This window comes from Sphingomonas jejuensis, from assembly GCF_011927695.1.
In the GTDB taxonomy this organism is placed as follows: domain Bacteria; phylum Pseudomonadota; class Alphaproteobacteria; order Sphingomonadales; family Sphingomonadaceae; genus Sphingomonas_K; species Sphingomonas_K jejuensis.
This window is the reverse complement of record NZ_JAATJE010000002.1, coordinates 438,084-462,112: the sequence shown is the minus strand read 5'-3', so window position 1 is coordinate 462,112 and position 24,029 is coordinate 438,084. Positions and strand designations below refer to the sequence as shown.

General features: G+C 69.0%; 29 protein-coding genes and 1 tRNA gene. 13 read left to right on the top strand and 17 right to left on the bottom strand.

The window, feature by feature from the left end; all coding sequences use genetic code 11:
- Positions 1 to 17 precede the first annotated feature (17 nt).
- Positions 18 to 1,601 carry a lysine--tRNA ligase gene (locus GGR88_RS11855; RefSeq protein WP_167955241.1) on the top strand — a complete coding sequence of 528 codons (1,584 nt, stop codon included), beginning with the start codon at positions 18 to 20 and terminating at the stop codon, positions 1,599 to 1,601.
- 12 nt (positions 1,602 to 1,613) lie between these two features.
- Here the strand turns inward: GGR88_RS11855 and GGR88_RS11850 are convergent, their stop codons facing one another.
- From GGR88_RS11850 to GGR88_RS11825, 7 genes are all read right to left on the bottom strand, one after another.
- On the bottom strand, positions 1,614 to 3,452 hold the full coding sequence (locus GGR88_RS11850) for a DUF885 domain-containing protein (RefSeq protein WP_167955239.1): 1,839 nt from the start codon (positions 3,450 to 3,452) through the stop codon (positions 1,614 to 1,616).
- Positions 3,453 to 3,547: 95 nt separating this feature from the next.
- Entirely contained in the window at positions 3,548 to 3,715 is a 168-nt protein-coding gene (locus tag GGR88_RS15690) for an RcnB family protein (protein WP_425338494.1), read from the bottom strand.
- A 108-nt stretch (positions 3,716 to 3,823) separates the two neighbouring features.
- Entirely contained in the window at positions 3,824 to 4,024 is a 201-nt protein-coding gene (locus GGR88_RS15685) for a hypothetical protein (RefSeq protein WP_425338485.1), read from the bottom strand.
- Positions 4,025 to 4,138: 114 nt separating this feature from the next.
- Positions 4,139 to 4,783, bottom strand: a complete 645-nt coding sequence (locus tag GGR88_RS11840) for a 2OG-Fe(II) oxygenase (protein WP_342449794.1) — start codon at positions 4,781 to 4,783, stop codon at positions 4,139 to 4,141.
- Between the two features lie 22 nt (positions 4,784 to 4,805).
- Positions 4,806 to 4,916 (bottom strand): RcnB family protein, encoded by a 111-nt coding sequence (locus GGR88_RS15630; RefSeq protein WP_342449817.1) that lies wholly within the window; start codon positions 4,914 to 4,916, stop codon positions 4,806 to 4,808.
- A gap of 1,020 nt (positions 4,917 to 5,936) precedes the next feature.
- The gene (locus GGR88_RS11830) at positions 5,937 to 6,488 is read right to left on the bottom strand and encodes a (2Fe-2S)-binding protein (RefSeq protein ID WP_167955235.1); all 552 of its coding nucleotides are present in this window, start codon (positions 6,486 to 6,488) and stop codon (positions 5,937 to 5,939) included.
- Positions 6,488 to 7,240: a class II aldolase/adducin family protein gene (locus tag GGR88_RS11825; RefSeq protein WP_167955233.1), complete on the bottom strand. Its 753-nt coding sequence runs from the start codon at positions 7,238 to 7,240 to the stop codon at positions 6,488 to 6,490. The genes GGR88_RS11830 and GGR88_RS11825 overlap by 1 nt, the downstream gene beginning before the upstream one ends.
- Positions 7,241 to 7,435: 195 nt before the next feature.
- On the opposite strand from GGR88_RS11825, the gene rpsU reads away from it, so the two are divergent.
- Positions 7,436 to 7,642: a 30S ribosomal protein S21 gene (rpsU, locus tag GGR88_RS11820; protein WP_167955231.1), complete on the top strand. Its 207-nt coding sequence runs from the start codon at positions 7,436 to 7,438 to the stop codon at positions 7,640 to 7,642.
- Between the two features lie 13 nt (positions 7,643 to 7,655).
- Positions 7,656 to 8,258 (top strand): FKBP-type peptidyl-prolyl cis-trans isomerase, encoded by a 603-nt coding sequence (locus GGR88_RS11815; RefSeq protein ID WP_167955229.1) that lies wholly within the window; start codon positions 7,656 to 7,658, stop codon positions 8,256 to 8,258.
- A gap of 334 nt (positions 8,259 to 8,592) precedes the next feature.
- Here GGR88_RS11815 and lepB read toward each other — a convergent pair whose 3' ends face one another.
- From lepB to pyrE, 4 genes are read right to left on the bottom strand one after another with little or no spacing between them, the layout of a single operon-like run.
- Positions 8,593 to 9,441 (bottom strand): signal peptidase I, encoded by an 849-nt coding sequence (lepB, locus tag GGR88_RS11810; RefSeq protein WP_167955227.1) that lies wholly within the window; start codon positions 9,439 to 9,441, stop codon positions 8,593 to 8,595.
- The gene (gene acpS, locus GGR88_RS11805) at positions 9,438 to 9,869 is read right to left on the bottom strand and encodes a holo-ACP synthase (RefSeq protein WP_167955225.1); all 432 of its coding nucleotides are present in this window, start codon (positions 9,867 to 9,869) and stop codon (positions 9,438 to 9,440) included. The genes lepB and acpS overlap by 4 nt, the downstream gene beginning before the upstream one ends.
- A 37-nt stretch (positions 9,870 to 9,906) precedes the next feature.
- Complete coding sequence (locus GGR88_RS11800) at positions 9,907 to 10,626, bottom strand: pyridoxine 5'-phosphate synthase (protein WP_167955223.1); 720 nt, start codon at positions 10,624 to 10,626, stop codon at positions 9,907 to 9,909.
- A complete protein-coding gene (gene pyrE, locus GGR88_RS15380; protein WP_167955221.1) occupies positions 10,623 to 11,207 on the bottom strand; it encodes an orotate phosphoribosyltransferase in 585 nt (194 codons plus the stop codon). Before pyrE ends, GGR88_RS11800 begins: the two co-directional genes overlap by 4 nt.
- A 143-nt stretch (positions 11,208 to 11,350) precedes the next feature.
- Between pyrE and coxB the strand changes: the two genes are divergently transcribed.
- From coxB to GGR88_RS11755, 9 genes are read left to right on the top strand one after another with little or no spacing between them, the layout of a single operon-like run.
- On the top strand, positions 11,351 to 12,484 hold the full coding sequence (gene coxB / locus GGR88_RS11790) for a cytochrome c oxidase subunit II (RefSeq protein WP_167955219.1): 1,134 nt from the start codon (positions 11,351 to 11,353) through the stop codon (positions 12,482 to 12,484).
- Positions 12,485 to 12,488: 4 nt separating this feature from the next.
- The gene (gene ctaD, locus GGR88_RS11785) at positions 12,489 to 14,183 is read left to right on the top strand and encodes a cytochrome c oxidase subunit I (protein WP_167955216.1); all 1,695 of its coding nucleotides are present in this window, start codon (positions 12,489 to 12,491) and stop codon (positions 14,181 to 14,183) included.
- A complete protein-coding gene (locus tag GGR88_RS11780) occupies positions 14,183 to 15,109 on the top strand; it encodes a heme o synthase (protein ID WP_167955213.1) in 927 nt (308 codons plus the stop codon). Before ctaD ends, GGR88_RS11780 begins: the two co-directional genes overlap by 1 nt.
- Positions 15,106 to 15,234 (top strand): hypothetical protein, encoded by a 129-nt coding sequence (locus GGR88_RS15530; protein WP_280742485.1) that lies wholly within the window; start codon positions 15,106 to 15,108, stop codon positions 15,232 to 15,234. The genes GGR88_RS11780 and GGR88_RS15530 overlap by 4 nt, the downstream gene beginning before the upstream one ends.
- Positions 15,234 to 15,800, top strand: coding sequence for a cytochrome c oxidase assembly protein (locus GGR88_RS11775; protein WP_167955211.1), 567 nt, complete (start codon positions 15,234 to 15,236; stop codon positions 15,798 to 15,800). The genes GGR88_RS15530 and GGR88_RS11775 overlap by 1 nt, the downstream gene beginning before the upstream one ends.
- A 32-nt stretch (positions 15,801 to 15,832) precedes the next feature.
- Positions 15,833 to 16,651 carry a cytochrome c oxidase subunit 3 gene (locus GGR88_RS11770; protein ID WP_167955209.1) on the top strand — a complete coding sequence of 273 codons (819 nt, stop codon included), beginning with the start codon at positions 15,833 to 15,835 and terminating at the stop codon, positions 16,649 to 16,651.
- Positions 16,652 to 16,703: 52 nt separating this feature from the next.
- The gene (locus tag GGR88_RS11765; protein WP_425338484.1) at positions 16,704 to 17,267 is read left to right on the top strand and encodes an SURF1 family cytochrome oxidase biogenesis protein; all 564 of its coding nucleotides are present in this window, start codon (positions 16,704 to 16,706) and stop codon (positions 17,265 to 17,267) included.
- Positions 17,267 to 18,667 carry a threonine synthase gene (gene thrC / locus GGR88_RS11760; RefSeq protein WP_167956194.1) on the top strand — a complete coding sequence of 467 codons (1,401 nt, stop codon included), beginning with the start codon at positions 17,267 to 17,269 and terminating at the stop codon, positions 18,665 to 18,667. Before GGR88_RS11765 ends, thrC begins: the two co-directional genes overlap by 1 nt.
- Positions 18,664 to 19,539, top strand: coding sequence for a class I SAM-dependent methyltransferase (locus GGR88_RS11755; protein WP_167955205.1), 876 nt, complete (start codon positions 18,664 to 18,666; stop codon positions 19,537 to 19,539). Before thrC ends, GGR88_RS11755 begins: the two co-directional genes overlap by 4 nt.
- On the opposite strand, the gene GGR88_RS15375 is transcribed toward GGR88_RS11755, so the two are convergent.
- The 3 genes from GGR88_RS15375 to GGR88_RS11740 are packed head-to-tail and all read right to left on the bottom strand — an operon-like array spanning position 19,536 to position 21,211.
- Complete coding sequence (locus GGR88_RS15375) at positions 19,536 to 19,682, bottom strand: Trm112 family protein (RefSeq protein ID WP_425338493.1); 147 nt, start codon at positions 19,680 to 19,682, stop codon at positions 19,536 to 19,538. The genes GGR88_RS11755 and GGR88_RS15375 overlap by 4 nt on opposite strands.
- Positions 19,683 to 19,696: 14 nt before the next feature.
- Positions 19,697 to 20,311 carry an LON peptidase substrate-binding domain-containing protein gene (locus tag GGR88_RS11745; RefSeq protein ID WP_167955201.1) on the bottom strand — a complete coding sequence of 205 codons (615 nt, stop codon included), beginning with the start codon at positions 20,309 to 20,311 and terminating at the stop codon, positions 19,697 to 19,699.
- Between the two features lie 3 nt (positions 20,312 to 20,314).
- The gene (locus tag GGR88_RS11740) at positions 20,315 to 21,211 is read right to left on the bottom strand and encodes a tetratricopeptide repeat protein (RefSeq protein ID WP_167956192.1); all 897 of its coding nucleotides are present in this window, start codon (positions 21,209 to 21,211) and stop codon (positions 20,315 to 20,317) included.
- 190 nt (positions 21,212 to 21,401) lie between these two features.
- Between GGR88_RS11740 and GGR88_RS11735 the strand changes: the two genes are divergently transcribed.
- Positions 21,402 to 21,476 (top strand) — tRNA-Gly (locus GGR88_RS11735).
- Between the two features lie 33 nt (positions 21,477 to 21,509).
- Here the strand turns inward: GGR88_RS11735 and GGR88_RS11730 are convergent.
- From GGR88_RS11730 to hemC, 3 genes are read right to left on the bottom strand one after another with little or no spacing between them, the layout of a single operon-like run.
- Positions 21,510 to 22,418 (bottom strand): hypothetical protein, encoded by a 909-nt coding sequence (locus GGR88_RS11730; RefSeq protein ID WP_167955199.1) that lies wholly within the window; start codon positions 22,416 to 22,418, stop codon positions 21,510 to 21,512.
- Between the two features lie 18 nt (positions 22,419 to 22,436).
- Positions 22,437 to 23,111 (bottom strand): uroporphyrinogen-III synthase, encoded by a 675-nt coding sequence (locus GGR88_RS11725; RefSeq protein WP_167955197.1) that lies wholly within the window; start codon positions 23,109 to 23,111, stop codon positions 22,437 to 22,439.
- Positions 23,108 to 24,022 (bottom strand): hydroxymethylbilane synthase, encoded by a 915-nt coding sequence (gene hemC, locus GGR88_RS11720; RefSeq protein ID WP_167955195.1) that lies wholly within the window; start codon positions 24,020 to 24,022, stop codon positions 23,108 to 23,110. Before hemC ends, GGR88_RS11725 begins: the two co-directional genes overlap by 4 nt.
- Positions 24,023 to 24,029: the final 7 nt, after the last annotated feature.

Here is a 24,029-nt window from a genome sequence, read left to right as displayed (position 1 = left end):
CGCGCTAGACGACGCGCATGACCGACGATCTGCGCCAAGCGGCGCTCCAGTCCAAGGCATGGCCGTTCGAGGAAGCGCGCAAGCTGCTTGCCCGCTATCCGGACGGAAAGCCCGGCGGCGCGCCCATCCTGTTCGAGACCGGCTATGGCCCGTCCGGCCTGCCGCACATCGGAACCTTCAACGAGGTTCTGCGCACCACCATGGTGCGCCGCGCGTTCGAGGTGTTAAGCGACCAGCCGACCCGGCTGATCGCATTTTCGGATGACATGGACGGGCTGCGCAAGGTTCCGGACAATGTGCCCAACGGCGACATGCTGGCGGCTCATCTCGGCCGGCCGCTGACGGCGATCCCCGATCCGTTCGGCACGCATGACAGCTTCGCCGCGCACAACAATGCGATGCTGCGCGCCTTCCTGGACCGCTTCGGCTTCGACTATGAATTCCTGTCGGCGACCGAATGCTACCGCTCCGGCCGGTTCGACGAGGCGCTGAAAGGCGTCTTGCGCAACTTCGACGCGATCATGGCCGTGATGCTGCCGACCCTGCGCGAGGAGCGGCGCCGGACCTATTCCCCGATCCTGCCGGTCAGCCCCACATCAGGCGTCGTGCTGCAGGTGCCGGTCGAGGTGATCGACGCCGACGCGGGCATCATCGCCTTCGAGGACGACGGGCAGCGGGTCGAGCAGTCCGCGCTCGGCGGGCTGGCGAAGCTGCAGTGGAAGGTCGACTGGGCGATGCGCTGGGCCGCGCTCGGCGTCGATTACGAGATGGCGGGCAAGGACCTGATCGATTCGGTCGTGCAGTCGGGCAAGATCGCGCGCGTGCTGGGTGCCCGGCCGCCCGAAGGTTTCAATTACGAGATGTTCCTCGACGAGAAGGGCGAGAAGATCTCGAAGTCCAAGGGCAACGGCCTCTCGCTGGACGAGTGGCTGCGCTACGGGCCCGAGGAGAGCCTCGCCTTCTACATCTACCGCGAGCCGAAGAAGGCGAAGTCGCTGCATGTCGGGCTGATCCCCCGCGCGATCGACGATTACTGGCAGTTCCGGGCCAACTGGCACGATCAGCCGGTGGAGCAGCGGCTGGGCAATCCGGTGCACCACGTCCATGCGGGCGCCGTTCCGCCGGGGCAGCTGGCGGTGCCGTTCTCGCTGCTGCTGAACCTTGTGGGCGTGCTGGGGGCGGGCGCGACGCCGGACCAGGTGTGGGGCTATCTCGCCAATTACACGGACGCGCGCGCCGACACCGATCCCGATCTCGACCGGCTGGTCGGCCATGCAATCGCCATCCACCGCGACCTGGTCGCGCCGACGCTGCAGCGGCGCGCGCCCGACGCGCGCGAGGCGGCGGCGCTGCGCGCGTTCGACGAGAAGCTTGCCCTGATGCCCGACGATGCCACGGCCGAGGCGATCCAGGACGAGGTGTACGAGATCGGCAAGGCGCACTTCGGCAAGGAGGGCCTGCGCGACTGGTTCAAGGCGCTCTACGAGACGCTGCTCGGCAGCAGCCAGGGGCCGCGGATGGGCAGTTTCGTGCGGCTTTACGGCATCGCCAACAGCCGGCGGCTGATCGCCGAGGCGCTGGGGAGCGGGGCGGGCGACTGAGCGCGACCGCCATCAGCGGCGGCTGTTCGCCACCCAGCCGTCGATCTTCTGCTCCAGCACGGGAAGCGGCAAGGCGCCCGTCATCAGCACCTCCGCGTGGAATGCGCGCGGATCGAAGCGATCGCCAAGGGCCTGCTGCGCCTCGGCCTTCAGCCGGCTGATCGTCAGCTGCCCGGTCTTGTAGGCCAGGGCCTGACCCGGGATCGCGATGTAGCGATCGACCTCGATGGTCGCGTCCGTGCGGCCCATGGACGAGTTTTCGAGCATGTAGGCGATCGCGCGGTCACGGTCCCAGCCATAGGCATGGATGCCGGTGTCCACCACCAGACGCATCGCGCGCAGCATCTCGTCATCAAGGCCGCCGAAGCGCTGCAGCGGCTCCTGCTCCATGCCGAGTTCCTGCCACAGGGTTTCGGCGTAGAGCGCCCAGCCCTCCACAAAGGCGGTGTTGCCGCCGTAGCGCATGAAGGCGGGCAGCGCCGTGTTCTCCTGCGCCAGGCTGATCTGGAAGTGATGCCCCGGCACGGCTTCGTGCAGGTAGAGCGTTTCCATGCCGTAGGTGTTGCGCGACGGGAGATCATAGGTGTTGAAGTAAAAGACGCCCGGCCGGTTCTTGGCGGGATCGGCAGGATCCCACACGCCGTCCTGATAGCTGCCGGCGGCGGCCCCGCGCTCCCGATAGGCCTCGACCGGCCGGATTTCGAGCGGGGTTTGCGGAATGGTGGAGAACTGTTCGCCCACGCGCGCATCCACGCGCCGGCCGATCGCCTGGAACCCGTCGATCAGCGCCTGCGCGGACGCGGGGCGGTAGGCAGGGTCGGTGCGGAGATGCTCGAAGAACTGGGCCAGCGTCCCCTGGAAGCCAAGCTCGCGCTGGATCGCCTCCATCTGGCCGCGGATCCGGGCGACCTCCGCCAGGCCCTGCGCGTGGATGGTCGCGGCATCGAGCGGCAGCGTCGTGTTCTGCTCGATCAGCGCCGCGTACAGCCGGTCGCCGCCGGGCATGCCGCCGAGGCCCACCGTGTCGCGCGCGGCGGGCAGATAGGTGTCGCGCAGGAAGTCGCGCAGCCGCGTGTGGGCAGCGTTGATCTGTTCGATCGCGCGGACCGTCTCGGCGCGCAGCCGCTCACGCTCGCCCGCGGGGATGCTGTCCGGAAAGTCGCGCACCGGGCCGTAGAAGGTCGACGCCTGCGTGTCCTGCGCGATCAGCTGGTCGAGCTGCTCGATCGTGTTGCGGACGATCAGCTTGGGCTGCGTCACCCCGCTCGCCATCCCCTCGCGCAGCCGGGCGATCGACCGGTCGGTCAGCCGCACATAGTCGGCATGGCGCTTGATGTTGTTCTCATAGTCGAGGACGGTCCGGAACGGCGCGGCGCCCTGGCCCGAGGCGAAGCTGGGGTAGAAGGTCTGGAAGCCGGAAAAATGATCCACCGGCCGCACTGCCGTGAGCGCCAGGATCGCAGGGTCGAGCTGCCGGAGCGATTCGCGCTGCTGATATTCGAAGACATCATAGGCGATCTGGTTGGTGGGGGTCAGCGCCGCCTTGTTGATCCGCTGCAGCGCGGCCAGGCTCTGCTCGGCCGCCGCCCGCTCCGCATCGTAATAGTCGTCGGTCAGGTAGTCGCCCAGCCGATCGGCGTAGCGCAGGTCGCCGCGGAAGATCGCCGACAGCGGATTGCGCCTGAGATTGTCTTCGTCGCTCTGCCGGAACAGCGCGCGCAGCGCCTCGTCCGCCGCGCTGTCCTGCGTCGCTGCTGCGGACGCGGGCGTGCGCGCCGGCGCCTGTGCCAGGGCGGGGCCCGCCGCGGCGACGGCGGCAAGGAGGCAGGCGGCAGCGGAGAGACGACGCATGGACCGGCTTTCGAGTTCGAGCAGGCCGCCCCCAAAAGGAACCGGCCCGGAAGCAGCATGCTCCCGAGCCGGCCTTACGCAACGCTACTGAAGGGTTACCAGAAGAAATTGCGGTTCACGTCGAGGACGCGGCCGGTGCGCACATCCACCAGCAGCACGTCGTTGCCGTGGCGCACCCACTGCTGGTTGCGGGCGACCGGCGGCAGCCGGTAGCGGGTCGGGTTCGCGACGTAGTAGTTGCGGGCATAGAGCGAGCGGTTCAGCGTGCCGCCGACATTGGCCGGGACGTAGCGATAGCCGCGCGGGCCGACATAGGCGCCCTGGCGATAGAGCTGCCGGTTGCGCTGGCGATAGTCACGCAGCTCCTCGCGTTAGTCGCGGCGGGCATCGCGGACGTCGCGACGCGCATCGCGGCGGTCGTCACGGTCGCCGTAACGGCGTGCATCCTGCAGGTCACGACGCGCATCGCGCAGGTCGCGGGCATCCTCGCGCACCTCTCGGGCGGTCTGCGCCTGGGCGACACCGGGAAGCGCAGTGGCCAGCATCAGGCCAGTGATGATAAGCTTGCGCATAGAAAAGCTCCTCTCGTTGGACCTGCCGAATATCCGGCGGCTCCATGAACGCTCTTCTGCGCGATTCGCTCTGAACGATGCGGGAATGCGGTTGTCAGCTTCCCGAAAGCTTCCTCAATACCAATCGCCTCGACGGAACCATTTGGTAAAGATGTATTTGGTTCCCGCCTCGACGGGTGAACCTTCGTGCATAACGGCCGGGTTCGGCAGGCCGTCGACGGTCATGTTGTTCCAAAGAAGGAGCAATCCGGGCAGCGGCTCCACCTGGAACCCGGCGGATGTGAAGCGGGTCGCGCCGCCTGCCTGGGGCCTGTTGAGATAGGCCATGGTGGTCCAGCTGCGCTGCCCGCCGGCCGCCGCTTCCTTCGGCCAATAAGGCTGGTCGGTGCCGAACCAGTCATAATGCGGCTTGAACAGCTGTCCCTGCCGATAGCGCTGGCCCTGGATCGTCTCGCCCTGCCGCTCCCGCAGGCCGGTGAGCGCCAGGATCCGGGTGTCGATCGCCTCCACAAGCGGATCGAACCGGTCGAGATTGGCGCTGTGGCTGGTGCGGAAGCCGACATCGTCGGCCAGGGTGCCGCCGGACAGGAGCGTGGAGGGCTGGCAAACTGCGTCGATCTTCTCGATCAACGCGGCGCATTCTGCCGGGGAGATGAAGTCGGGCACGACGAACATCTCGATGCCGTCATGCGGGATGGCGATAACCGCCGGGTTCTCCCGCAGCCGATCGGCGACGGCGCGGCCCGTCTGGGCCAGCACCGTCGCCTGATCGCGGTCTATGTCACCAGAAGAAATCGTAGATGACGTCCACGACATAGCCCGACCTCACATCCACCAGGAGCGCGTCGTCATAGTAGCGCACCCACCGGTAGCTGCCATAAGCGGGCGGCAGGCGGTAATACCAGGGATCGTTGATCCAGTAGTTCGACGCGTAGAGCCCGGCGAACAGGCTGATGCCGATGTCGAACCGGCGGTAGCCGTAGCCCCAGCCACGCGGCGCGTAGTAGCGCGATCCGCGAAAGACCGCCCGGTTCGAGCGACGATAGCTCTGCCAGTCGTAGCGGCGATCGTTGCGCCATCCGCGATCCCAGCCGCGACCGTCGCGATCGCGCCCGTTCCATCCCCGCCCGTCGTTCCAGCGGCGATCATTGTTCCAGCCGCGGTTGTCGTTCCAGCGCCGATCGTTGTTCCAGTTGCGATTGTCGCCGCGATCCCACCGCCCGTTGTCGCGGCGGAAGTCCTGACGGTCGTCGCGGCGGTCGCGCCGGAAATCCTGGCGATCGTCACGGCGATCCTGGCGGAAGTCGCGGAGATCCTCGCGTCCCTCCCGCCGCCATTCGCCCCTGTCCGCCGGGTTGGCAGGCCGGTCCTGGCGCCAGTCGCGACGCTCCTGCCGGAACTCCTGCCGGTCGCCGCGCCGTTCCTGCCGGAAGTCCTGCCGGCGTCGCGACGCTCGCGCCGGAACTCCTGCCGTGCGCCCTGCTCGGGGCGCGGTTGCGCGGACATGGACGATGGCACCGCGCGTTCGCGGGCGCGGAACACCGCCTCGTTGGTGCTGCGCGGCGACCCGCGGAAGCCTTCTCCGCCCCCGCGACCACCAAAGCGTTCGCCGCCGCCGCGACGCTCTCCGCCGCCGCGGCGGCCCTCGCGCTGCGCGATCTCGATGGGCGCTGCGGGGGCAGCCCGCTCCGCCCGGGCCGGACTCGCCAGCACCGGCTCGATGCTTTCCGTCGGCGCGAGCTCCGCCACCTGGGCTGAGGCGGGCACGGCGACGCTGGCGGCCAGCATCGCCAGAATGAACCTGTTACGCATGACATACTCTCCAACGACCCGCGTGCAGGACGCGCCGGATCATGGAGCTTCTTTGACCCATCCGCCATGAGCCGTGGCTGAACGTCGTTGAACCGCGCCGTTAAGGTTGCCGCGCCTCCGGCGGGGTAAGGGCGGGCACCGCGGCGGCGGCGTCGGCCGGATCGATGCGCGGCGGCGGGGCGGCCGCGATCGTCTCCGCGCCGGACTGCACGGCGCCAGCGCGGCGAATCGCGTCCCGAACCCTGGGATAGGTGCCGCAGCGGCACAGGTTGGTGATCGCGGCGTCGATCTCGGTATCGGTCGGCCGCGCCGTGCGCCGCAGCAGGATGGCGGCCGCCATGATCATGCCGGGCTGGCAGAACCCGCACTGCGGCACCTGATTTGAGACCCAGGCCTGCTGGACCGGATGGCTCCGGTCGCGCGACAGCGCCTCGATGGTGGTGACGAAGCGGCCTTCCGCCTCCGCCAGCGACATGGTGCAGGCGCGCACCGCCGCGCCGTCGACATCCACCGTGCACGCGCCGCAGCTGCCATCGCCGCAGCCATATTTCGCGCCCGTCAGGTTGGACGCGTCGCGCAGCGCCCAGAGCAGCGGGGTGTCCGGATCCATCAGGTAATCGACCGGCTGGTTGTTGACGGTGAGGGCAACCATCAGTCTCGCCAGCTCCGGTCCGTCCGGTCCACCAGCCGGACCATGGCGGCGAAATCGGCCGCACCCGGGCCGCCCGGCGCTTGCGCCTGGCTGAGATCGCGCTGGTGCACGGCGATCACCTCGGCCGGCACCTCCAGCGGTGTTCCCATCGACATGGTCGCCAGCTGGATCTCGCACGCCCGCTGCAGCGACCAGTGCGTCAGGAACGCCTCTGGCAACGTGCGGCCCATGACCAGGATGCCGTGATTGCGCAGGAACATGGCGCGCTTGTCCCCGAGGCTCGCGATCAGCCGCGCGCCTTCCTCGTCACGTACGGTGACCCCTTCGAAGTCGTGGTAGCCGAGCTGCCCGGCAAAGGCGGTGGCATAGAAGTTGGTGGGCCTGAGCCCGCCTTCCAGCGCGCTCACCGCCATGCCGGCGGTGGTATGGGTGTGCATGATGCAGTGCGCGTGCGGCAGGTTGCGGTGGAACACGGCGTGCTGGACGAAGCCGGCGCGGTTGACGGGGGCGGGATCACCCAGAACATTGCCGTCGATGTCGATCTTGACGAGGTTGGACGCGGTCACCTCGCTGAAATGAAGGCCGAACCGGTTGATCAGGAAGGCGCCCTCCTCGTCCGGCACCTTCACGGTAATATGGTTGTAGATCATCTCGGACCAGCCGAGCATGTCGAACACGCGGTAACAGGCGGCCAGCTCCTGCCGCGCTGCCCATTCCGCCTCGCTCATCCGGGTGTCGACTGCCGTTGCCATGATCGTCTCCTCGGCCATCCTCTCCGGCCTGTTCCTAGACCTGTTCGGCCGCGACTTGAAGCGGCTGGCGCGCGGTGCTAGGAGTGCGGTTCGCGTCCGGAAAGGGTTTCGGGCGTAACGCATTCATATTGCGCGGTCTTCGCCCATATCGGTTGGGCGAATCGGCCGCGTTCGGCTTTCGGAGTTCGGCGGTTCATGCAAATTCTCGTTCGCGACAACAATGTCGACCAGGCCCTTCGTGCGCTCAAGAAGAAGCTGCAGCGTGAGGGCGTGTACCGCGAGATGAAGCTGCGCCGTCACTATGAGAAGCCGTCGGAGAAGCGTGCGCGCGAGCGTGCCGCCGCTGTCCGCCGGGCTCGCAAGCTGGAGCGCAAGCGCGCCGAGCGCGACGGCGCCAAGTAAGGCTTTTCGACCCATGTCATCGGTGACGGCCGTTCCGCTGCGACCGACGCGCCGCCGCGTCCTTGTTTCGTTGTGGGTGGGCATCGGCCTTGCCGTCGCCGCCGCCGGTGGGCTGGCCTGGGCCACCACCAGCGCGCCGGTCGCGCAGGCCGGCACCCCGGAACAGTTCCTGGCATGGAACGCGCGCCAGCCGGGTGTCGTCACCACCGAGTCGGGCCTTCAGTACCGCGCGATCGAGCCGGGCGAGGGGGCCACGCCGACCATGTCGGACGTGGTGCTGGTGAACTACACCGGCACGCTGCGCGACGGATCGCAGTTCGATCAGGGCGAGCGCGCGCCGTTCCCGCTGGCGCAGGTCGTCCCCGGCTTTGCAGAGGGCATGACCAAGATGCCCAAGGGATCCAAGTACCGCATCTGGCTGCCGCCCGCGCTGGGCTATGGCGAACAGTCGCCCGGGCCCGAGATCCCGGCCAACAGCGTGCTGATCTTCGACGTCGAGATGATCGACTTCATCCCGGCCGCCGTGCTGCAGCAGATGCAGGGCATGGGCGGGATGCCGGGCATGCCGGGCGGAATGCCGCCGGGTGGCCCCGCACCGGGCGCCGACGGGCGCTGAAAGCGACCCGGGCCCGACGCGGGTCCGGTTTTTCGCCATTGGGCTGTGGCGCGGCCTGCATCAGACATCGTCACCGCGAATGGCTGATCGCCCGCTGGTGCAGCTCATCCTCGGGCCAAGCACCGTCGGCAGCGGGACAGCCTGACGATCAGGACCCTGCTCTCGGCTGGCTCTCGTCCGTGACGCAGCGCGACCAAGGCCTGCGGCGCTAAGTGCGGGCCGCCTCAGCATCCACTGCGGTGCGCGGCGACCCGACCCGACGACCGGATCGGGTTGTTGACCCCCACCTAGAGAGCTTTCGCCAACGCCTCCTCAAACGACCCGCTGACGGACGTCAGTTGACGCTTTGGACCGGATGCAGGCTGTTGCCGGCACGGCCGGGGCGCAGCGCCTCGATCCAGCTGATCGGGTTGTACCAGGTCGACGATCCGTCGAGCGAGAAGGTCGTGAACTCGGCGCGGCCGCCAAGATTCTCCCACGGCACCGGCCCGCCCAGACCCCCGTCGATCAGCGCGGCGCGGCTGTCGGCAGAGCGATCGCGATTGTCGCCCATCAGGAACACGTGGTCGGCCGGGATGGTGAAGGCCGCGAAATTATCGGCCGGCGTCGGGCCGAGGTCGATCGTGTCGTACTGCCGCCCGTTGGGCAGCGTTTCGCGGACGATCGGCAGGCGACAGACCTCACCACCGGCGGCGGTGGTCTCCAGCGCTCCCGGAAACTGGAAGGGCGAGCAGGGCGCGTTCGCATCGACCGGGATCAGCGCGTCGGGCTGCCGCTCCCGCCGGATCGGGACGCCGTTCAGGATCACGGTGCCGTCGCGCATCTCGATGCGGTCGCCCGGCAGGCCGATCACCCGCTTGATATAGTCCTGGCGCACGCCGGGTGGCGAGACGATCACCACGTCGCCCCGCTCAGGCATGCGGCCGAGCACGCGGCCGGGCATCGGCGGCAGGATGTGAAAGGTGGGCGACACGAACGACCAGCCATAGGGGAATTTGGACACCACCAGCCGGTCGCCGACCAGCAGCCCCGGCATCATCGATTCGGACGGGATGTAGAAGGGCTTGGCCACGAAGCTGTGGAAGCCGAGCACCGCCAGCACCAGCCAGAAGATGCCCTTCAGCTCACCGACCCAGTCGGTCTTCTTCTTGGTGCCGGCCTTGGCCGCCTTGGATGCGTTCACGCCTCAAGTCTCCCGATCCCCGTGTCCGGCACCGCAACGGCCTCGATTACGACAAATGCCTGGGCCCAGGGATGATCGTCCGTCATGCTCAGGTGGATGCGCGCGGCGTGGCCCGGCGGCGTCATGCCGTCAAGCCTCGCCCGGGCACCGCCCTGGAGCGTCATGGTCGGCGCGCCGCTGGCCATGTTCGCCACTCCCATGTCGCGCATGAACACACCCTGTCGAAAGCCGGTGCCCAGCGCCTTCGACATCGCTTCCTTCGCGGCGAAGCGCTTGGCCAGGGTTCCGGCCCGGGTGAACGGCCGGCGCGCCGCGCGCGCAAGCTCGGCCTGGGTGAACACGCGTGTCTCGAACCGTTCGCCGAACCGCTCCAGCGAGCGCGCGATCCGCTCGATCGAGCACAGGTCCGACCCGATACCGATGATCATGCCGCATCCATCCAAGGAACGAGCGCCCGCGGCGTCCTCACCGGGCGTCGTCCATCAGAGCCTTCATCCGGCGGACAACGGGAGCCAGGCCGTCGAACAGCGCTTCCCCCACCAGGAAGTGGCCGATGTTGAGCTCACGCACCTGCGGGATCGCCGCCACCGGCTGCACATTGTCGAAGGTGAGGCCATGGCCGGCATGGACCTCGATGCCGTTCTTGGCGGCAAGCGCCGCCGCATCGGACAACCGCCGCAGCTCCTCCACCTTGGCGTCTCCTTCCAGCTCGGCATAGCGACCGGTGTGCAGCTCGACCACGGGCGCACCCAGCTGCAACGCCGCTTCGATCTGGCGCGCGTCCGGTTCGATGAACAGCGACAGCCGGATGCCGGCCTCCGCCAGAGCCGCCGCCATCGGCGCCAGGTGCGCGCGCTGCCCGGCGGCATCCAGCCCGCCCTCCGTGGTCCGCTCCTCGCGCTTTTCGGGAACGATGCAGGCGGCGTGCGGCCGATGGCGCAGCGCAATCGCCAGCATCTCGTCCGTGGCCGCCATTTCGAGGTTCAGCGGGACCGTCAGCTCGGCGGAAAGCCGCGCGATGTCGTCATCGGTGATGTGGCGGCGGTCCTCCCGCAGGTGCGCGGTGATGCCGTCCGCGCCCGCATCGGCGGCAAGCCGCGCGGCGCGCACGGGATCGGGATAGCCCGCGCCGCGCGCGTTCCTGACGGTCGCCACATGATCGATGTTGACGCCGAGCCGGATCACCGGGCGAGATCGCGGCTGCCGGGTTTCACCGCCGGCATCGCCGCCAACTCGGCAGGGAGCGCATCCGCTGCGTAGTCTGGGATGTCGAGCGTGGTGAGCGGCACCAGCGGAACGCCGATGTCCGCCCGGCCGCCCGAGCGGTCGATCAGGCAGGCCGCCCCCAGCAGATCGCCCGGATGGCGGCGGATGGCGGCGATGCACTCCCGCGAGGAAAGGCCGGTGGTCACCATGTCCTCCACCATCACGACCCGCTCGCCCGGCGCGATGGAGAAGTTGCGCCGCAGCCGGAACTCGCCCTCTTCGCGCTCCACGAAGATCGCGCGGCAGCCCAGCGCGCGGGCGGTCTCATATCCGGGGATGATGCCGCCCATCGCCGGGGAGACGATCACGTCGACGGCACCGAACCGGTCGGTGATGCGGTCCGCCAGCGCGCGGCAAAGCCGCTCCGTGCGGCGGGGGTCCTGGAACACCAGCATCTTCTGGAGGAACACCGGACTGTGCCGGCCGGAGGACAGGATGAAGTGCCCTTCCAGGAGCGCGCCGGCGGCGCGGAATTCGTTCAGGATGGCGTCGCGGTCCATGGTTCGGCCGCTATGCCAGCAAAATCTCCGCTGACAAGCTTGAGGGCGGGAGCAGCCGGGCATATAGGGCCTTGAATCGCAGGCCCGTTCGGCGTCGGTGCCGACCGCTTTGCCGCGAACCGAGTGGAATGATCGGGACGACTATGACCTTCTTGAAGTCCGCTGCCGCCGCGCTTGGGCTGATCCTGCTGCCCGCCGCCGCGCTCGCCCAACAAGGCGTTCCTGCGGCAGAGGCACTGCAAACGCCGGCCCCGATCGTGCCGGGCGGCGCCCCTGCGCCGGCAACGCCGGGCGAAGGCGCGCCGAACCCCGGCGCCCCGGCGGCCGATGCGACGCCAGCGGCCAATCCGGCCGCGCCCCCGATGCTGCGTCCGCAGGGCGGCATCGGTCAGCCGACGCAGGGCGGCTTCACGCTCCAGCCGCAGGTGACGCCCAACGGCCGCCGCGCCGCGTGGATGCACAACGCCGTGCTGATGCCGATCATCGTCGCCATCTCGATCTTCGTCCTGATCCTGCTGCTCTGGGTGATCGCGCGCTATCGCCGGTCGGCCAATCCGACGCCGTCCAAGACGTCGCACAACACCCTGATCGAGGTGATCTGGACGGTTGCGCCGGTGCTGCTGCTGGTGGCGATCGCCATCCCGTCGCTCGGCCTGCTCGCCGCGCAATTCAAGCCGGCCGGGAGCGACGCGCTCACCATCAAGGCGGTCGGCAACCAGTGGTACTGGACCTACCAGTACCCGGACAACGGCGAGTTCGAGCTGATCTCGAACATGCTGCCCGACGACGAGGCCGCGCGCCGCGGCGAGCCGCGCCTGCTTGCGGTGGACAACCGGATTGTCGTGCCCGTCGGGCGCGAGATCAAGATGATCGTCACGTCAAACGACGTGATCCACAGCTGGGCCGTTCCCGCATTCTGGGCGAAGATGGACGCCGTTCCCGGCCGTCTCAACGAGCTGACCTTCACCGTTGAGCGCCCCGGCGTCTATTACGGCCAGTGCTCCGAGCTGTGCGGTGCGCGCCACGCCTTCATGCCGATCGCGGTGGAGGCGGTGTCGCCGGCGGCGTTCGAGGCCTGGGTGCGCTCAAAGGGCGGCACCATGCCGGGCGACGCGCAGCCGACCGAGGCGGCCAACGTCGCCGAGGCGGCCGATGACACCACCACTCCGGCCGAGGGCGCGGCGCAGCCGATCGCCAACGAGCCGGCGCTCCAGAACGAAGTTGGCACCCCTGCCGTCGCGACCAACCAGTCCGCGACCGACAACACCGGAAACTGAGCCGATGACCGACGTCGCCGCTAACCCCAACGCCTACGGCGCCAGCGCCTTTCAGGCGGATCATGCGCACGAACATCATCATGACGCCGACCACAAACCGGGGTTCTTCGCGCGCTGGTTCCTGTCGACCAACCACAAGGACATCGGTACGCTGTACCTGATCTTCGCGATCATCGCGGGGATCATCGGCGGCGCCGTGTCCGGCCTGATGCGCATGGAGCTGCACGAGCCGGGCATCCAGTATCTGAACCTGTGGGCGACCTATGTGGACGGTCCGGGCGCCACGCCCGACCAGGCGCACCACCTGTGGAACGTGCTGATCACCGCCCACGGCCTCATCATGGTGTTCTTCATGGTGATGCCGGCGATGATCGGCGGCTTTGGCAACTGGTTCGTCCCGATCATGATCGGTGCGCCCGACATGGCGTTTCCGCGTATGAACAATGTCAGCTTCTGGCTGATCGTGCCGGCCTTCCTGCTCCTGCTGGGATCCGCCTTCTTCTCCGGCGGCACTGGCAACGGCGCCGGCACCGGCTGGACGGTCTATGCCCCCTTGTCGACCAGCGGCTCTGCGGGTCCGGCCGTGGACATGGCGATCCTGTCGCTCCACCTGGCTGGCGCGTCGTCGATCCTGGGTGCAATCAACTTCATCACCACCATCTTCAACATGCGCGCGCCGGGCATGACCCTGCACAAGATGCCGCTGTTCGTGTGGTCGGTGCTGGTGACCGCCTTCCTGCTGCTGCTGGCGCTTCCGGTGCTTGCCGCGGCGATCACCATGCTGCTGACCGACCGCAACTTCGGCACCGCGTTCTTCGACGCGCAGGGCGGCGGCGATCCGGTGCTGTACCAGCACCTGTTCTGGTTCTTCGGCCACCCCGAAGTGTACATCATGATCCTGCCGGGCTTCGGCATCGTCAGCCAGATCGTGGCGACCTTCAGCCGCAAGCCCGTGTTCGGCTATCTCGGCATGGCATATGCCATGGTCGCGATCGGCGTCGTCGGGTTCGTGGTGTGGGCGCACCACATGTTCACGACCGGCATGAGCGTGAACACGAAGATGTACTTCACGGCCGCGACCATGATCATCGCGGTCCCGACGGGCGTGAAGATCTTCTCGTGGATCGCGACGATGTGGGGCGGCTCGCTGTCGTTCCGCACGCCGATGATGTGGGCGATCGGCTTCATCTTCATGTTCACGGTCGGCGGCGTGACCGGCGTCGTGCTCGCCAACGGCGGCATCGACGACGTGGTGCACGACACCTACTACGTGGTGGCGCACTTCCACTATGTGCTGTCGCTCGGCGCCGTGTTCTCGCTCTTCGCGGGCTTCTACTACTGGTTCCCGAAGATGAGCGGGAAGATGTACTCGGAGCTGCTCGGCCAGCTGCACTTCTGGGTGTTCTTCATCGGCGTGAACGTGCTGTTCTTCCCGATGCACTTCCTGGGTCTGCAGGGCATGCCGCGCCGCTATCCGGACTATCCGGATGCCTACGCCACCTGGAACGATATCGCGTCCAACGGCTACATCATCATGGCGCTGGGCATGGTCATCTTCTTCGTGAACGTGGCCTGGTCGCTCGCGGCCGGGAAGAAGGCAGGCGACAATCCCTGGGGCGAAGGCGCCACCACGCTTGAGTGGGAACTGTCGAGCCCGCCGCCGTATCACCAGTTCGAGACGCTGCCGAAGATCGACTGATGGCGTCCACGACACATCCGGCAACCAGTCCGGCGGGCAGCACACAGCTGTCCGCCGATTGGCGTGACTTCGTCGCGCTGACCAAGCCGCGGGTGATGACGCTGGTCGTCTTCACCGGCCTGTGCGGGCTGCTCGCGGCGCGGGTGCCGGTGCACCCCGTGCTCGGCTTCACCGCAATCCTGTGTATCGCGCTCGGCGCCGGTGCGGCAGCCGCGCTCAACCAGTGGTACGAGGCCGATATCGACGCGCTGATGAAGCGCACGGCCAGGCGCCCGCTTCCCGCCGGCCGCATGGCGCGGCAGGATGCGCTGCATTTCGGCGTGGCGCTGGGCGCCTTTTCCGTGCTGCTGATGGGCGTCGCGCTCAACTGGCTGGCAGCGGCGATCCTGCTGGTGTCGATCCTCTTCTACGTGCTGGTCTACACCGTCTGGCTGAAGCGGCGCACGGCGCAGAACATCGTCATCGGCGGCGCCGCCGGTGCGTTTCCGGCGCTGATCGGCTGGGCCGCGGCGACCGGTCAGGTCGGGGCGCTTCCGCTCGTTCTGTTCGGGCTCGTCTTCATGTGGACGCCGCCGCATTTCTGGGCGCTCGCGCTGTTCGTGCGGCCCGACTACGCGGCGGCCGGCGTGCCCATGCTTCCGGTCGTGGCGGGTGAGCTAGAGACGCGCCGCCAGATCCTGTTCTACAGCATCGTGATGGCGGCGGTGGTGATCGCGCCTGCGCTGTTCGACCTTGCCGGCTGGCTCTACGCGGCGGCTGCCGTGGCGCTCACCGTCCCGTTCCTTCTCCTCGCCTGGCGCGTCTCGCGCTCGACGGAGACGGATCCGACCCGGATGGCGCCGGAACGGGCGCTGTTCCGCTACTCGATCCTCTACCTGTTCGCTCTGTTCGGGGCCGTCGTCGCCGACCGGCTGCTGCTGGCATGACGCCGGACGATCAGGACCTGTTCCGCGCGCGGCAGCGATCGCGGGCGACCGTGATGGGGATCGTGCTAGGCGCGCTCGCCATCCTCTTCTTCCTCATTACGATTGCAAAGCTGGGTCTGCGCTGATGGCGGCGACGCTTCAGGATCGGAACCGGCGGGCGGCCCTGATGGCCTTGGTGGCTGCGCTCGGCATGCTCGCCCTCGGCTACGCCAGCGTCCCGCTCTACCGTATGTTCTGCCAGGTGACGGGCTGGGGCGGCACCACCATGCGCGTCGATCCCGCCGTTGTCGCGGAACGGGCCCACCCGGTCGCCGGCAATGTGCTCTCCATCCGTTTCGACGCGAACACGTCGCCGGCGCTCCCCTGGTCGTTCCACCCGGAACAGAACCGCGACCGGGTGACGGTTGGAGCGCGCGACATGCAGGTGTTCATCGCCGAGAACAAGGGAACGGTGCCGGTCACGGGCACCGCGACCTTCAACGTCACGCCGAGCCAGGCGGGCAAATATTTTACCAAGATCCAGTGCTTCTGCTTCACCGAGCAGCGGCTGGAACCCGGCCAGCGCGTGCGCATGCCGGTGCTCTATTATGTCGATCCCGCGATCCTGGAGGACCCGGACGCGCGCGACATCCAGGAAATCACGCTCAGCTACACCTTCTTCCCGGTGGACCGTGCCGGAACCGGTGGCTAGAGCAAGACCGAGATAGACAAGGGCCTGACACGATGGCGTCCGCCAAGAACCACGATTACCACATCCTTCCGCCCAGCCCGTGGCCCATCGTGGGTTCGTTCTCGGCGCTGGCGATGGCGGCGGGCGGCATCATGTGGATGCACGATGCGCCCTATGGCGCGGCCGTGTTCGGCGTCGGCCTCGCAGCCGTCCTGTTCACCTTCTACAGTTGGTGGGCGGACGTGGTGCGGGAAGCCAACCGCGGCGATCATACGCCGGTCGTCCAGCTGCACCTGCGCTACGGAATGATCCTGTTCATCGCGTCCGAGGTGATGTTCTTCGTTGGCTGGTTCTGGGCTTGGTTCAACTTCGCGCTGTTCCCCTCCGATGCCGAGGCAGTCGGCGGGGTCTGGCCGCCGGCCGGTGTCGAGGTGATCGACGCGTTCGGGCTGCCCCTTCTCAACACGCTGATCCTGCTGTGCTCGGGCACCACGATCACCTGGGCGCACCATGCGCTGTTGCACAACGACCGGGCGAGCCTGAAGAACGGCCTGTGGCTGACGATCGGCCTCGGCATCCTGTTCAGCGCCATCCAGGCCTATGAATACGCCCATGCGCCGTTCGCCTTCTCCGGGCTCAACTATGGCTCGATCTTCTTCATGGCGACCGGCTTCCACGGCTTCCACGTCCTGGTCGGCACGATCTTCCTGATCGTCTGCCTGGTGCGCACCTATCGCGGCGACTTCACCCCGCGGCAGCATTTCGGGTTCGAGGCGGCCGCCTGGTACTGGCACTTCGTGGACGTGGTCTGGCTGTTCCTCTTCCTGACGATCTACGTCTGGGGTGGCTGGGGCGCCGCGGTTCACGGCTGACCGGATGGCCGACGGCACGCCTGACACCGGGCGAACCGGCCGGCCGCCCCTGTTGGCCACGATCATCGTCCTGGCGGCGGTGGTCACCATGATCGGGCTTGGCGTGTGGCAGCTTCGCCGCGCCGAGTGGAAGGATGCCGTGCTGCGGGAGCTTGCCGCCGCAGCCCATCAGCCGGCGGTCGCCTATCCCGCTCCGCCCGTCGCCGACGCGCTCCCACTGTTCCGGCGGTCGGCCGTGACCTGCCTTTCGGTCGCCGGGTGGCGCGCCACCAGCGGTCGCAATCGCGCCGGCGAGTCCGGTTGGATCCATGTCGCGTCCTGCCGCACCGGCGCCGAAGGGCCGGGCGCCCAGGTGGTGGTCGGATGGTCCCGGGACGATGCGAACCCGGCGTGGGCCGGCGGCCGCGTGACCGGCACGATCGCCCCGGACAGCCGCAGCCTCATCCGCCTCGTCGCCGACGACGCCCCGGCCGGGCTGATGCCGGCGGCGCCGCCCGACATCGACAGCATCCCGAACAACCACCGGGCCTATGCGGTGCAATGGTTCGCCTTCGCGGCGATCGCGCTGGTGGTCTACGTCGTGGCACTACGCAGCCGGGCCCGGCGCTCGCGATGATCCGCTACATCAGCACGCGCGGTGCGGCGCCGCCCGTCGATTTCCGCGCGGCAACCATGGCGGGGCTCGCGCCGGACGGTGGCCTCTACCTGCCGGACCGCCTGCCGCATCTCACCGGCGAGGACATCGCGGCGCTTGCCGGCCTCGACTATGCCGCAACCGCCCAGCGCATCATGCAGCCCTTCGTCGGCGACGCGGTGCCGGCGGCCGACCTGCTCGCGCTGTGCCGCACCGCCTACGGCCGGTTCGATCATGCCGCCGTCACCCCGCTGATCCAGCTGGACGGCCGGCACTGGCTCCTCGAACTGTTCCACGGCCCCACGCTCGCCTTCAAGGATGTGGCGCTCCAGCTGCTCGGGCTTCTTCTCGAACGCTTTCTCGCCGGCAGCGATCGTCACCTGACGGTGATCGGCGCGACGTCGGGCGATACCGGCTCCGCCGCCATCCATGGACTTGCCGGCATCGATCGGCTCGACATCTTCATGCTCCACCCGCGCGGCCGTGTGTCGGACGTGCAGCGCCGCCAGATGACGACGGTGCTGGCGCCCAACGTCCACAACCTGGCGATCGAAGGCGACTTCGACACCGCGCAGGCGCTGGTGAAGCGCATGTTCGGCGATCCCGACATCGCCGGGCGCTATGCGCTGACGGCGGTCAACTCGATCAACTGGGCGCGGCTGCTGGCGCAGGTCGTCTATTATTTCTACGCAGCCGTGCGGCTCGGCGCGCCGCATCGTCCCGTCGCCTTTTCCGTGCCGACCGGCAACTTCGGCGACGTGTTCGCAGGCTATGTGGCCGCGCGCATGGGGCTGCCGATCGCCCGCCTCGTCGTTGCCACCAACGTCAACGATGTCCTGCACCGTGCGCTGGAGACCGGCGACTATGCGCCGGCGGGTGTCGTGGAGACGGCCACCCCGTCGATGGACATCGCCGTCTCCTCGAATTTCGAGCGGCTGCTGTTCGAGGAAGGCGGCCGCAACGGCACCGCCCTGTCCGATCAAATGGCGGATTTCGCCGCCGCCGGACGCGTCGGGCTGACGCCGGAGCAGCGTGGCGGGATCGCGCGGCGGTTCGCCAGCGTGCGGGTCGACGGCGACGAGATGGCGATGGCGCTGCGCTGGGCGCACGAGCGGTCCGGTCAGCTGATCGATCCGCATACGGCGATCGGCCTGTCCGCCGCCCAGCGGATCGATCTCGACCCCGCCATCCCGATCGTCACGCTGGCGACCGCTCACCCCGCCAAATTCCGGGACGCGGTGGAGCGCGCCTCCGGCAACCGACCGGGCCTGCCCCCGCGCGTCGGCGACCTGTTCGCGCGTGAGGAACGCTGCACCGCCATCCCCGGCACCTATGATGCGCTCACCCGCTATCTGCGCGAGCACGCGACCCCCGCCGCATGACGCTCGTGACGATGACGGGGGAGGCCTGGGGCGACTACGGGCTGGTCGATTCGGGCGGCGGGCGAAAGCTGGAGCGCTATGGCGGCTACAGATTCGTTCGTCCCGATCCGCAGGCGCTGTGGGCGCCCGCCGACGCCGAGTGGGCGGCAGATGCCGAGTTCGTACCGGGTCCCGATGAGGATGGCGGCGGCCGGTGGCGTTTCGACCGCCCGGTCCCCCGCGACGGGTGGCCCCTTGCCTGGGAGGACGTCCGCTTCACCGCGCAGTGCACGCCGTTTCGCCACCTGGGTTTCTTTCCGGACATGGCACCTGTCTGGTCTTGGATGCGGGAGCGTGTCGCAGGCGCCGAACGGCCGCAGCTGATGAACCTGTTCGGCTACACGGGCGTGGGCACGCTTTCGATGGCGGCGGCGGGTGCCGAGGTGGTGCATGTCGATGCATCGAAGAAATCGGTCGATACCGCCCGTTCCAATGCCCGGCTGTCGGGCCTCGACGATCGCCCGGTCCGCTGGCTTGTCGACGATGCCGGCAAGTTCGTCGCGCGGGAGCGTCGGCGCGGACGGCGGTATGACGGCATCCTGCTCGACCCGCCAAAGTTCGGCCGTGGTCCCACAGGGGAAACATGGCGGCTGGAACAGGATCTGGCGCCGCTGCTCGCCGACGTTCGCGCGCTCATCGACCAGCAATCGCGCTTCTGCTTCCTCACCGTCTACGCGGTGCGCATGTCGGCGCTGGCGATCGGCGAGCTGATGCGCCAGCTGTTCGCGGACCTGCCGGGGCGGGTCGAGGCGGGCGAACTGACCGTGCGGGAAGAGGCACGCGGCCTCCTCCTTCCCACCGCCATCTTCGCGCGCTGGTCGAACGACGGCTAGGCTGTCGGGCGTGCCTGCTCCGGCACAAGCCGGGGTACGCCGCGGACGATCGGGAAGGCCAATCCCGCCGCGTCCGACACCAGCCACTCGCCGTCGCGTCTGAGCGGAGCGCGTGTCACCGGGCACACGAGCCGCGCCACCATCTCGTCGGGCAGGCTCATTGCAGCGTCACGCGGTTCTCGCCGTCATGCCGGCCAAAGAACTGCATCAGCTGGATGATCAGCTCGCTCCGCGCCGCGATGCCGTCCACCTCAAGCAATGCCTGCTTGGCCGCGACGTCGAACGGGGCGATCTGCGCGATGCCATTGACCAGCGACATGTCGTCGAGACGACTGACCGCGCTCCAGTCCACCGCATAGCCATGCGCCTCGGCGAACCGGCGCGACTCGCTCTCCAGCGCCGCACGCTGGACGGCCGCCAGACTCTCGTCGGGGGCTGCCTCCTCGATGGTCGCCTCGACCTGCCGGAAGGGCGTTGCCACATCCAGTTCCGAGACGATGCGGAACCGCGCCACGCCTTCCAGCAGGATGTTGTAACGGCCGTCGTCCAGCGCCTCGACATGGGCGATGCGCCCCACGCAACCGACATCGAACAGCGGCGGCGGATCGCCATCGCCGCGCGGCTGCACCATCCCGATCCTGCGATCGCGCGCCATGGCATCGCTCACCAGCGCGCGATAACGCGGTTCGAAGATGTGGAGCGGCAGCTGCATGCCCGGGAATAGCAGCGCGCCCCCAAGCGGGAAGATCGACAGGCGGGACGTGGAGCGCACGGATCAGCCGAACAGCAGCGCCGACAGCCGCCGGCGGGTCGCCGACGCCCACGGATCTTCCAGGCCGACCACCTGCATCAGCTGCAACAGCTTCTGGCGGGCCGCGCCGTCGTTCCACTCCCGGTCGCGCGCGATCGAACGGAGCAGCAGGTCGGCGGCACCGTCGCGGTCACCCGCCGCCATCAGGCCGCCGGCCAGATCGATATGGGCCTGATGATCGTCGGGGTCGGCAGCGACCTGCGCCCGCAATCCGTCGAGCTCGTCGGCGGGCTGCGCGTCCTTCGCCAGCGACACGGCGGTCCGCGCGCGGGTGATGGCGGCGTCGGTGCTGTCCGCGGCATGGGCCTCGATCAGTGCCTCCGCGTCCTCGATCCGGCCCAGCGCCACGAGCGCGCGAGCCAGCCCCGCGATGACGGCAGGGTTGTCGGGCGCCATGTCGAACAGCTGCGTGAAGATCGACGCCGCACGTTCGGCGTCGCCGCTGTCCAGCACCTCCTCGCCCATCCCGATCAGCGGAGCGACGTCCGCCGCGGCGTCGGCGGGCTCGCCCGCCTCGACCGGCAGCTGTCGCAGGATCTCGTCCAGCGCCTGGCTGAGCTGCGCCTCCGTGCGATAGTTGGTGAGGTCCGCGACCAGCTGACCCTGGAACAGGGCATAGACTGTCGGAATCGACCGGACCTGGAACTGGGCCGCGATCATCTTCTCCTTGTCGACGTCGAGCTTGCGCAGCACCACGCCGCGTGCCGCATAGCGTTCGGCCACGGCGTCGAGCACCGGCCCCAGCGCCTTGCACGGACCGCACCATTCCGCCCAGAAATCGAGGATCACGAGCTTGGTCATCGACGGCTCGACGACGTCGCGGCGAAAGGCCTCAATCGCCTCACGGTCCGCCGCGCTCATCCCCAAAGTCGCCACCGCCACTCTCCACCTTGCCTTGATCGTACTGTCGTATGTGAGGGCACCGCGCATCCATGCCAACCCCCGCGGAGCCGCGGGCGGCCTTTGCATGCGAAGGGGCTTGCGGTGCCCAATCCTTGCCGTTATCAGCCCGACCTCACCCGCCGGCCCACCAGGGTCGCGCAACGCCAGAGCGGGCGTAGCTCAGGGGTAGAGCACGACCTTGCCAAGGTCGGGGTCGAGGGTTCGAATCCCTTCGCCCGCTCCAGTCGCCATCGGCCGCGACCTCACTAATCGGAAATTACGGGCGCGCCGCCGCATCGGGCGTAGGCTGATCCGCGTCGGTCACGGCTGGCTGGGTCACGCCCGCCGCACCCGGCTGCGGCTGTTGCGCAAGCAGGGCAGCCGTTTCCAGCACGTCCAGCGCCCGGCGCGCCGCGACATAGCGCCGCGCGTCGGTCAGCCAGGCGGCGGCACCGTCGCGGCCCGGCATCCGCGCGACCTCCGCCATCGCCGCATCGACACGGCCGCCCTCCAGCATCCGCCGCGCGCGGCGGAGCCGCTCGGACGAAAGGGGCGACGGTGTGCCTGCCCGGCGGATCACGATCAGCTCCGACAGGTTCCGGCGCACGCCGTCGAACCAGCCTTCGTCCGCGCTGCCGCGGCCGAGCGCGGGAGCGATCTCCTCCAAATCAAGCTGGAGATCCTCGATCGTGACCGGGTCCCGTGCGGCCGCGATCACGGTGCGCACCGCCAGGGGCTGGGCGGTTCCGAAGCGATCGTTCAGCTGACCTTCGAGGTAGCCGAGGCCGAGACCGCGATCGAGCGCGCGGCGGGCGGCGAAGGCGACCAGCAGACCTTCCGCACGCGCCGCGTCGCCCGCCGCGCTCTGCGCACGCCGGCCGACCTGATCGATGCGTGCTTCCAGCGCCGCCACGCGTTCGTCCAGCGCGTCGGCGGTCTCGGTTGCCGCCGGATCTGCGGTCGGGACGATCGGGGGTGGTGTCACCGCCGCCACCGGCATGGGGGCTGCGGTGTTGGTCATGCTCTCGGGCTCTTCGGCGATCAGGTCGCGCATGCCCGGGTCGCGGAATGCCCAGACGGCCGCCGCGACGCCGGCCAGGAAGAGAGCAATCGCCAGCAGCAGCACGATCGGCCACCGGCGCGCGCGCCGGGATGCTGGCGCGTAGGGTGGTTCCTCCGCGATCATGCACGCTTCATCGCAGGCTCAACCCGCGTGCACAAGCGCCGCTGCCTGTTCGACCATTGCCGCGTCCGTTGGCGCCGCGGCGACCGAGACCGCGCGCCAGCCATCGCCCGCCGCGCGCGCCGCCGCCGCGCTGATCGCGACGATCGAAAGGTGGTCGCGGTCCGTCACAAGCGCACCGAGCCGCGCGCCCGCCCGCGCCGAATGGACCAGTGCGATCGCGGGCCCGACCAGCGCACGGGTGAAACTGTCGGGGGGCGGGGCCGGGCGCGACGCATAGACCGCGATCGGCATCACCGTTGCGTCCGGCACGTCCGCCTCCATCCGGTCGGCGCCTGCCAGGTGCAGCACGCGCCGGGCGCCGCGCCGCGCCAGCAGCGCAGCTGCCGCATGCACGTCGCCGCCTTCCATAAAGGCGACATGGGTGAAGCCGGCCGCGCGCGCGGCCGCTGCCGTCGCGCCGCCCACCGCCACCAGCGGCAGCTGACGGAAAGCGGCAAGCCCCGCACCGCCATGGTCGAATACGGCCGCGCTGGTGACGAGCAGGTGATCCACCGCGTCGGGCGGGGGCGGGGTCCAGGCAAGCGGAACCCGCGCGAACAGGGGGGTGACCACCACCGGCAGGCCGCGTGCGCGGATGCGCGCGGCCGTCGCATCCGCCCCGGGCTGCGGCCGCAGCACCAGGATCGGGGTCATGCCGCGAACAGCGACCGCAGCGGCGCCGGTGCCTCGGCCAGCATGTCCGCCGCCAGCGAGGCTGCGTCCTCCGGAGCGGCCAGGGTCGCTTCCCGTGCGAGGTGGAGGCTGCCGTCGTTGGTCAGGATTTCGGCGCGCAGGCGGATGCCGCCACCCTCCATGGTCGCAAGCGCCGCCACCGGGGAACGGCAATCGGCGCCAAGCGCGTAGAGCAGCGCACGTTCCGTCCGCACCGCCTGACGGGTCGGGTGGTGGTTTATGGCCGAAACGGCGTCGCGAACGGCAGCGTCCTCCGCGCGCACCTCCACGCCGACGGCGCCCTGCGCGGGCGCGGGAAGCATCATGTCCACCGGGATCGGCGATCCGACGTCGTCGCGCCCTAGCCGTTCGAGCCCCGCTGCCGCCAGCAGCGTCGCATCGGCCTCCCCGACCTCCAGCTTGGCCAGCCGCGTCCCGACGTTGCCGCGGAACAGCACGATCCGGAAGTCGGGCCGCATCCGCAGCAGCTGGGCGGCGCGGCGCGGCGCGCTGGTGCCGACGACGGCGCCCTTGCGCAGCGCATCGAAGGAGGGCGCGCCGATCAACCGGTCCCGCACGTCGGCGCGGGGCAGCACGGCGGCGATCGCGATCTCAACCGGGCGGACCGTTTCCACGTCCTTCATGCTGTGAACCGCCAAGTCGATCGACCGCTCGCACAGCGCCCGGTCGAGTTCCTTGGTCCACAGCGCCTTTCCGCCCACCTCGGCGAGCGCGCGATCCTGGATGCGGTCGCCGCTGGTCGACACGGGGACGATGATGACGGCATCGTCCGGCCAGCCATGCGCGGCGCACAAGGCGGCGCGCACCATGCGCGCCTGGGTGAGTGCAAGCGGCGATCCGCGCGTGCCGAGCCGAAGGGGAAGGGCAACCATCGTGGCG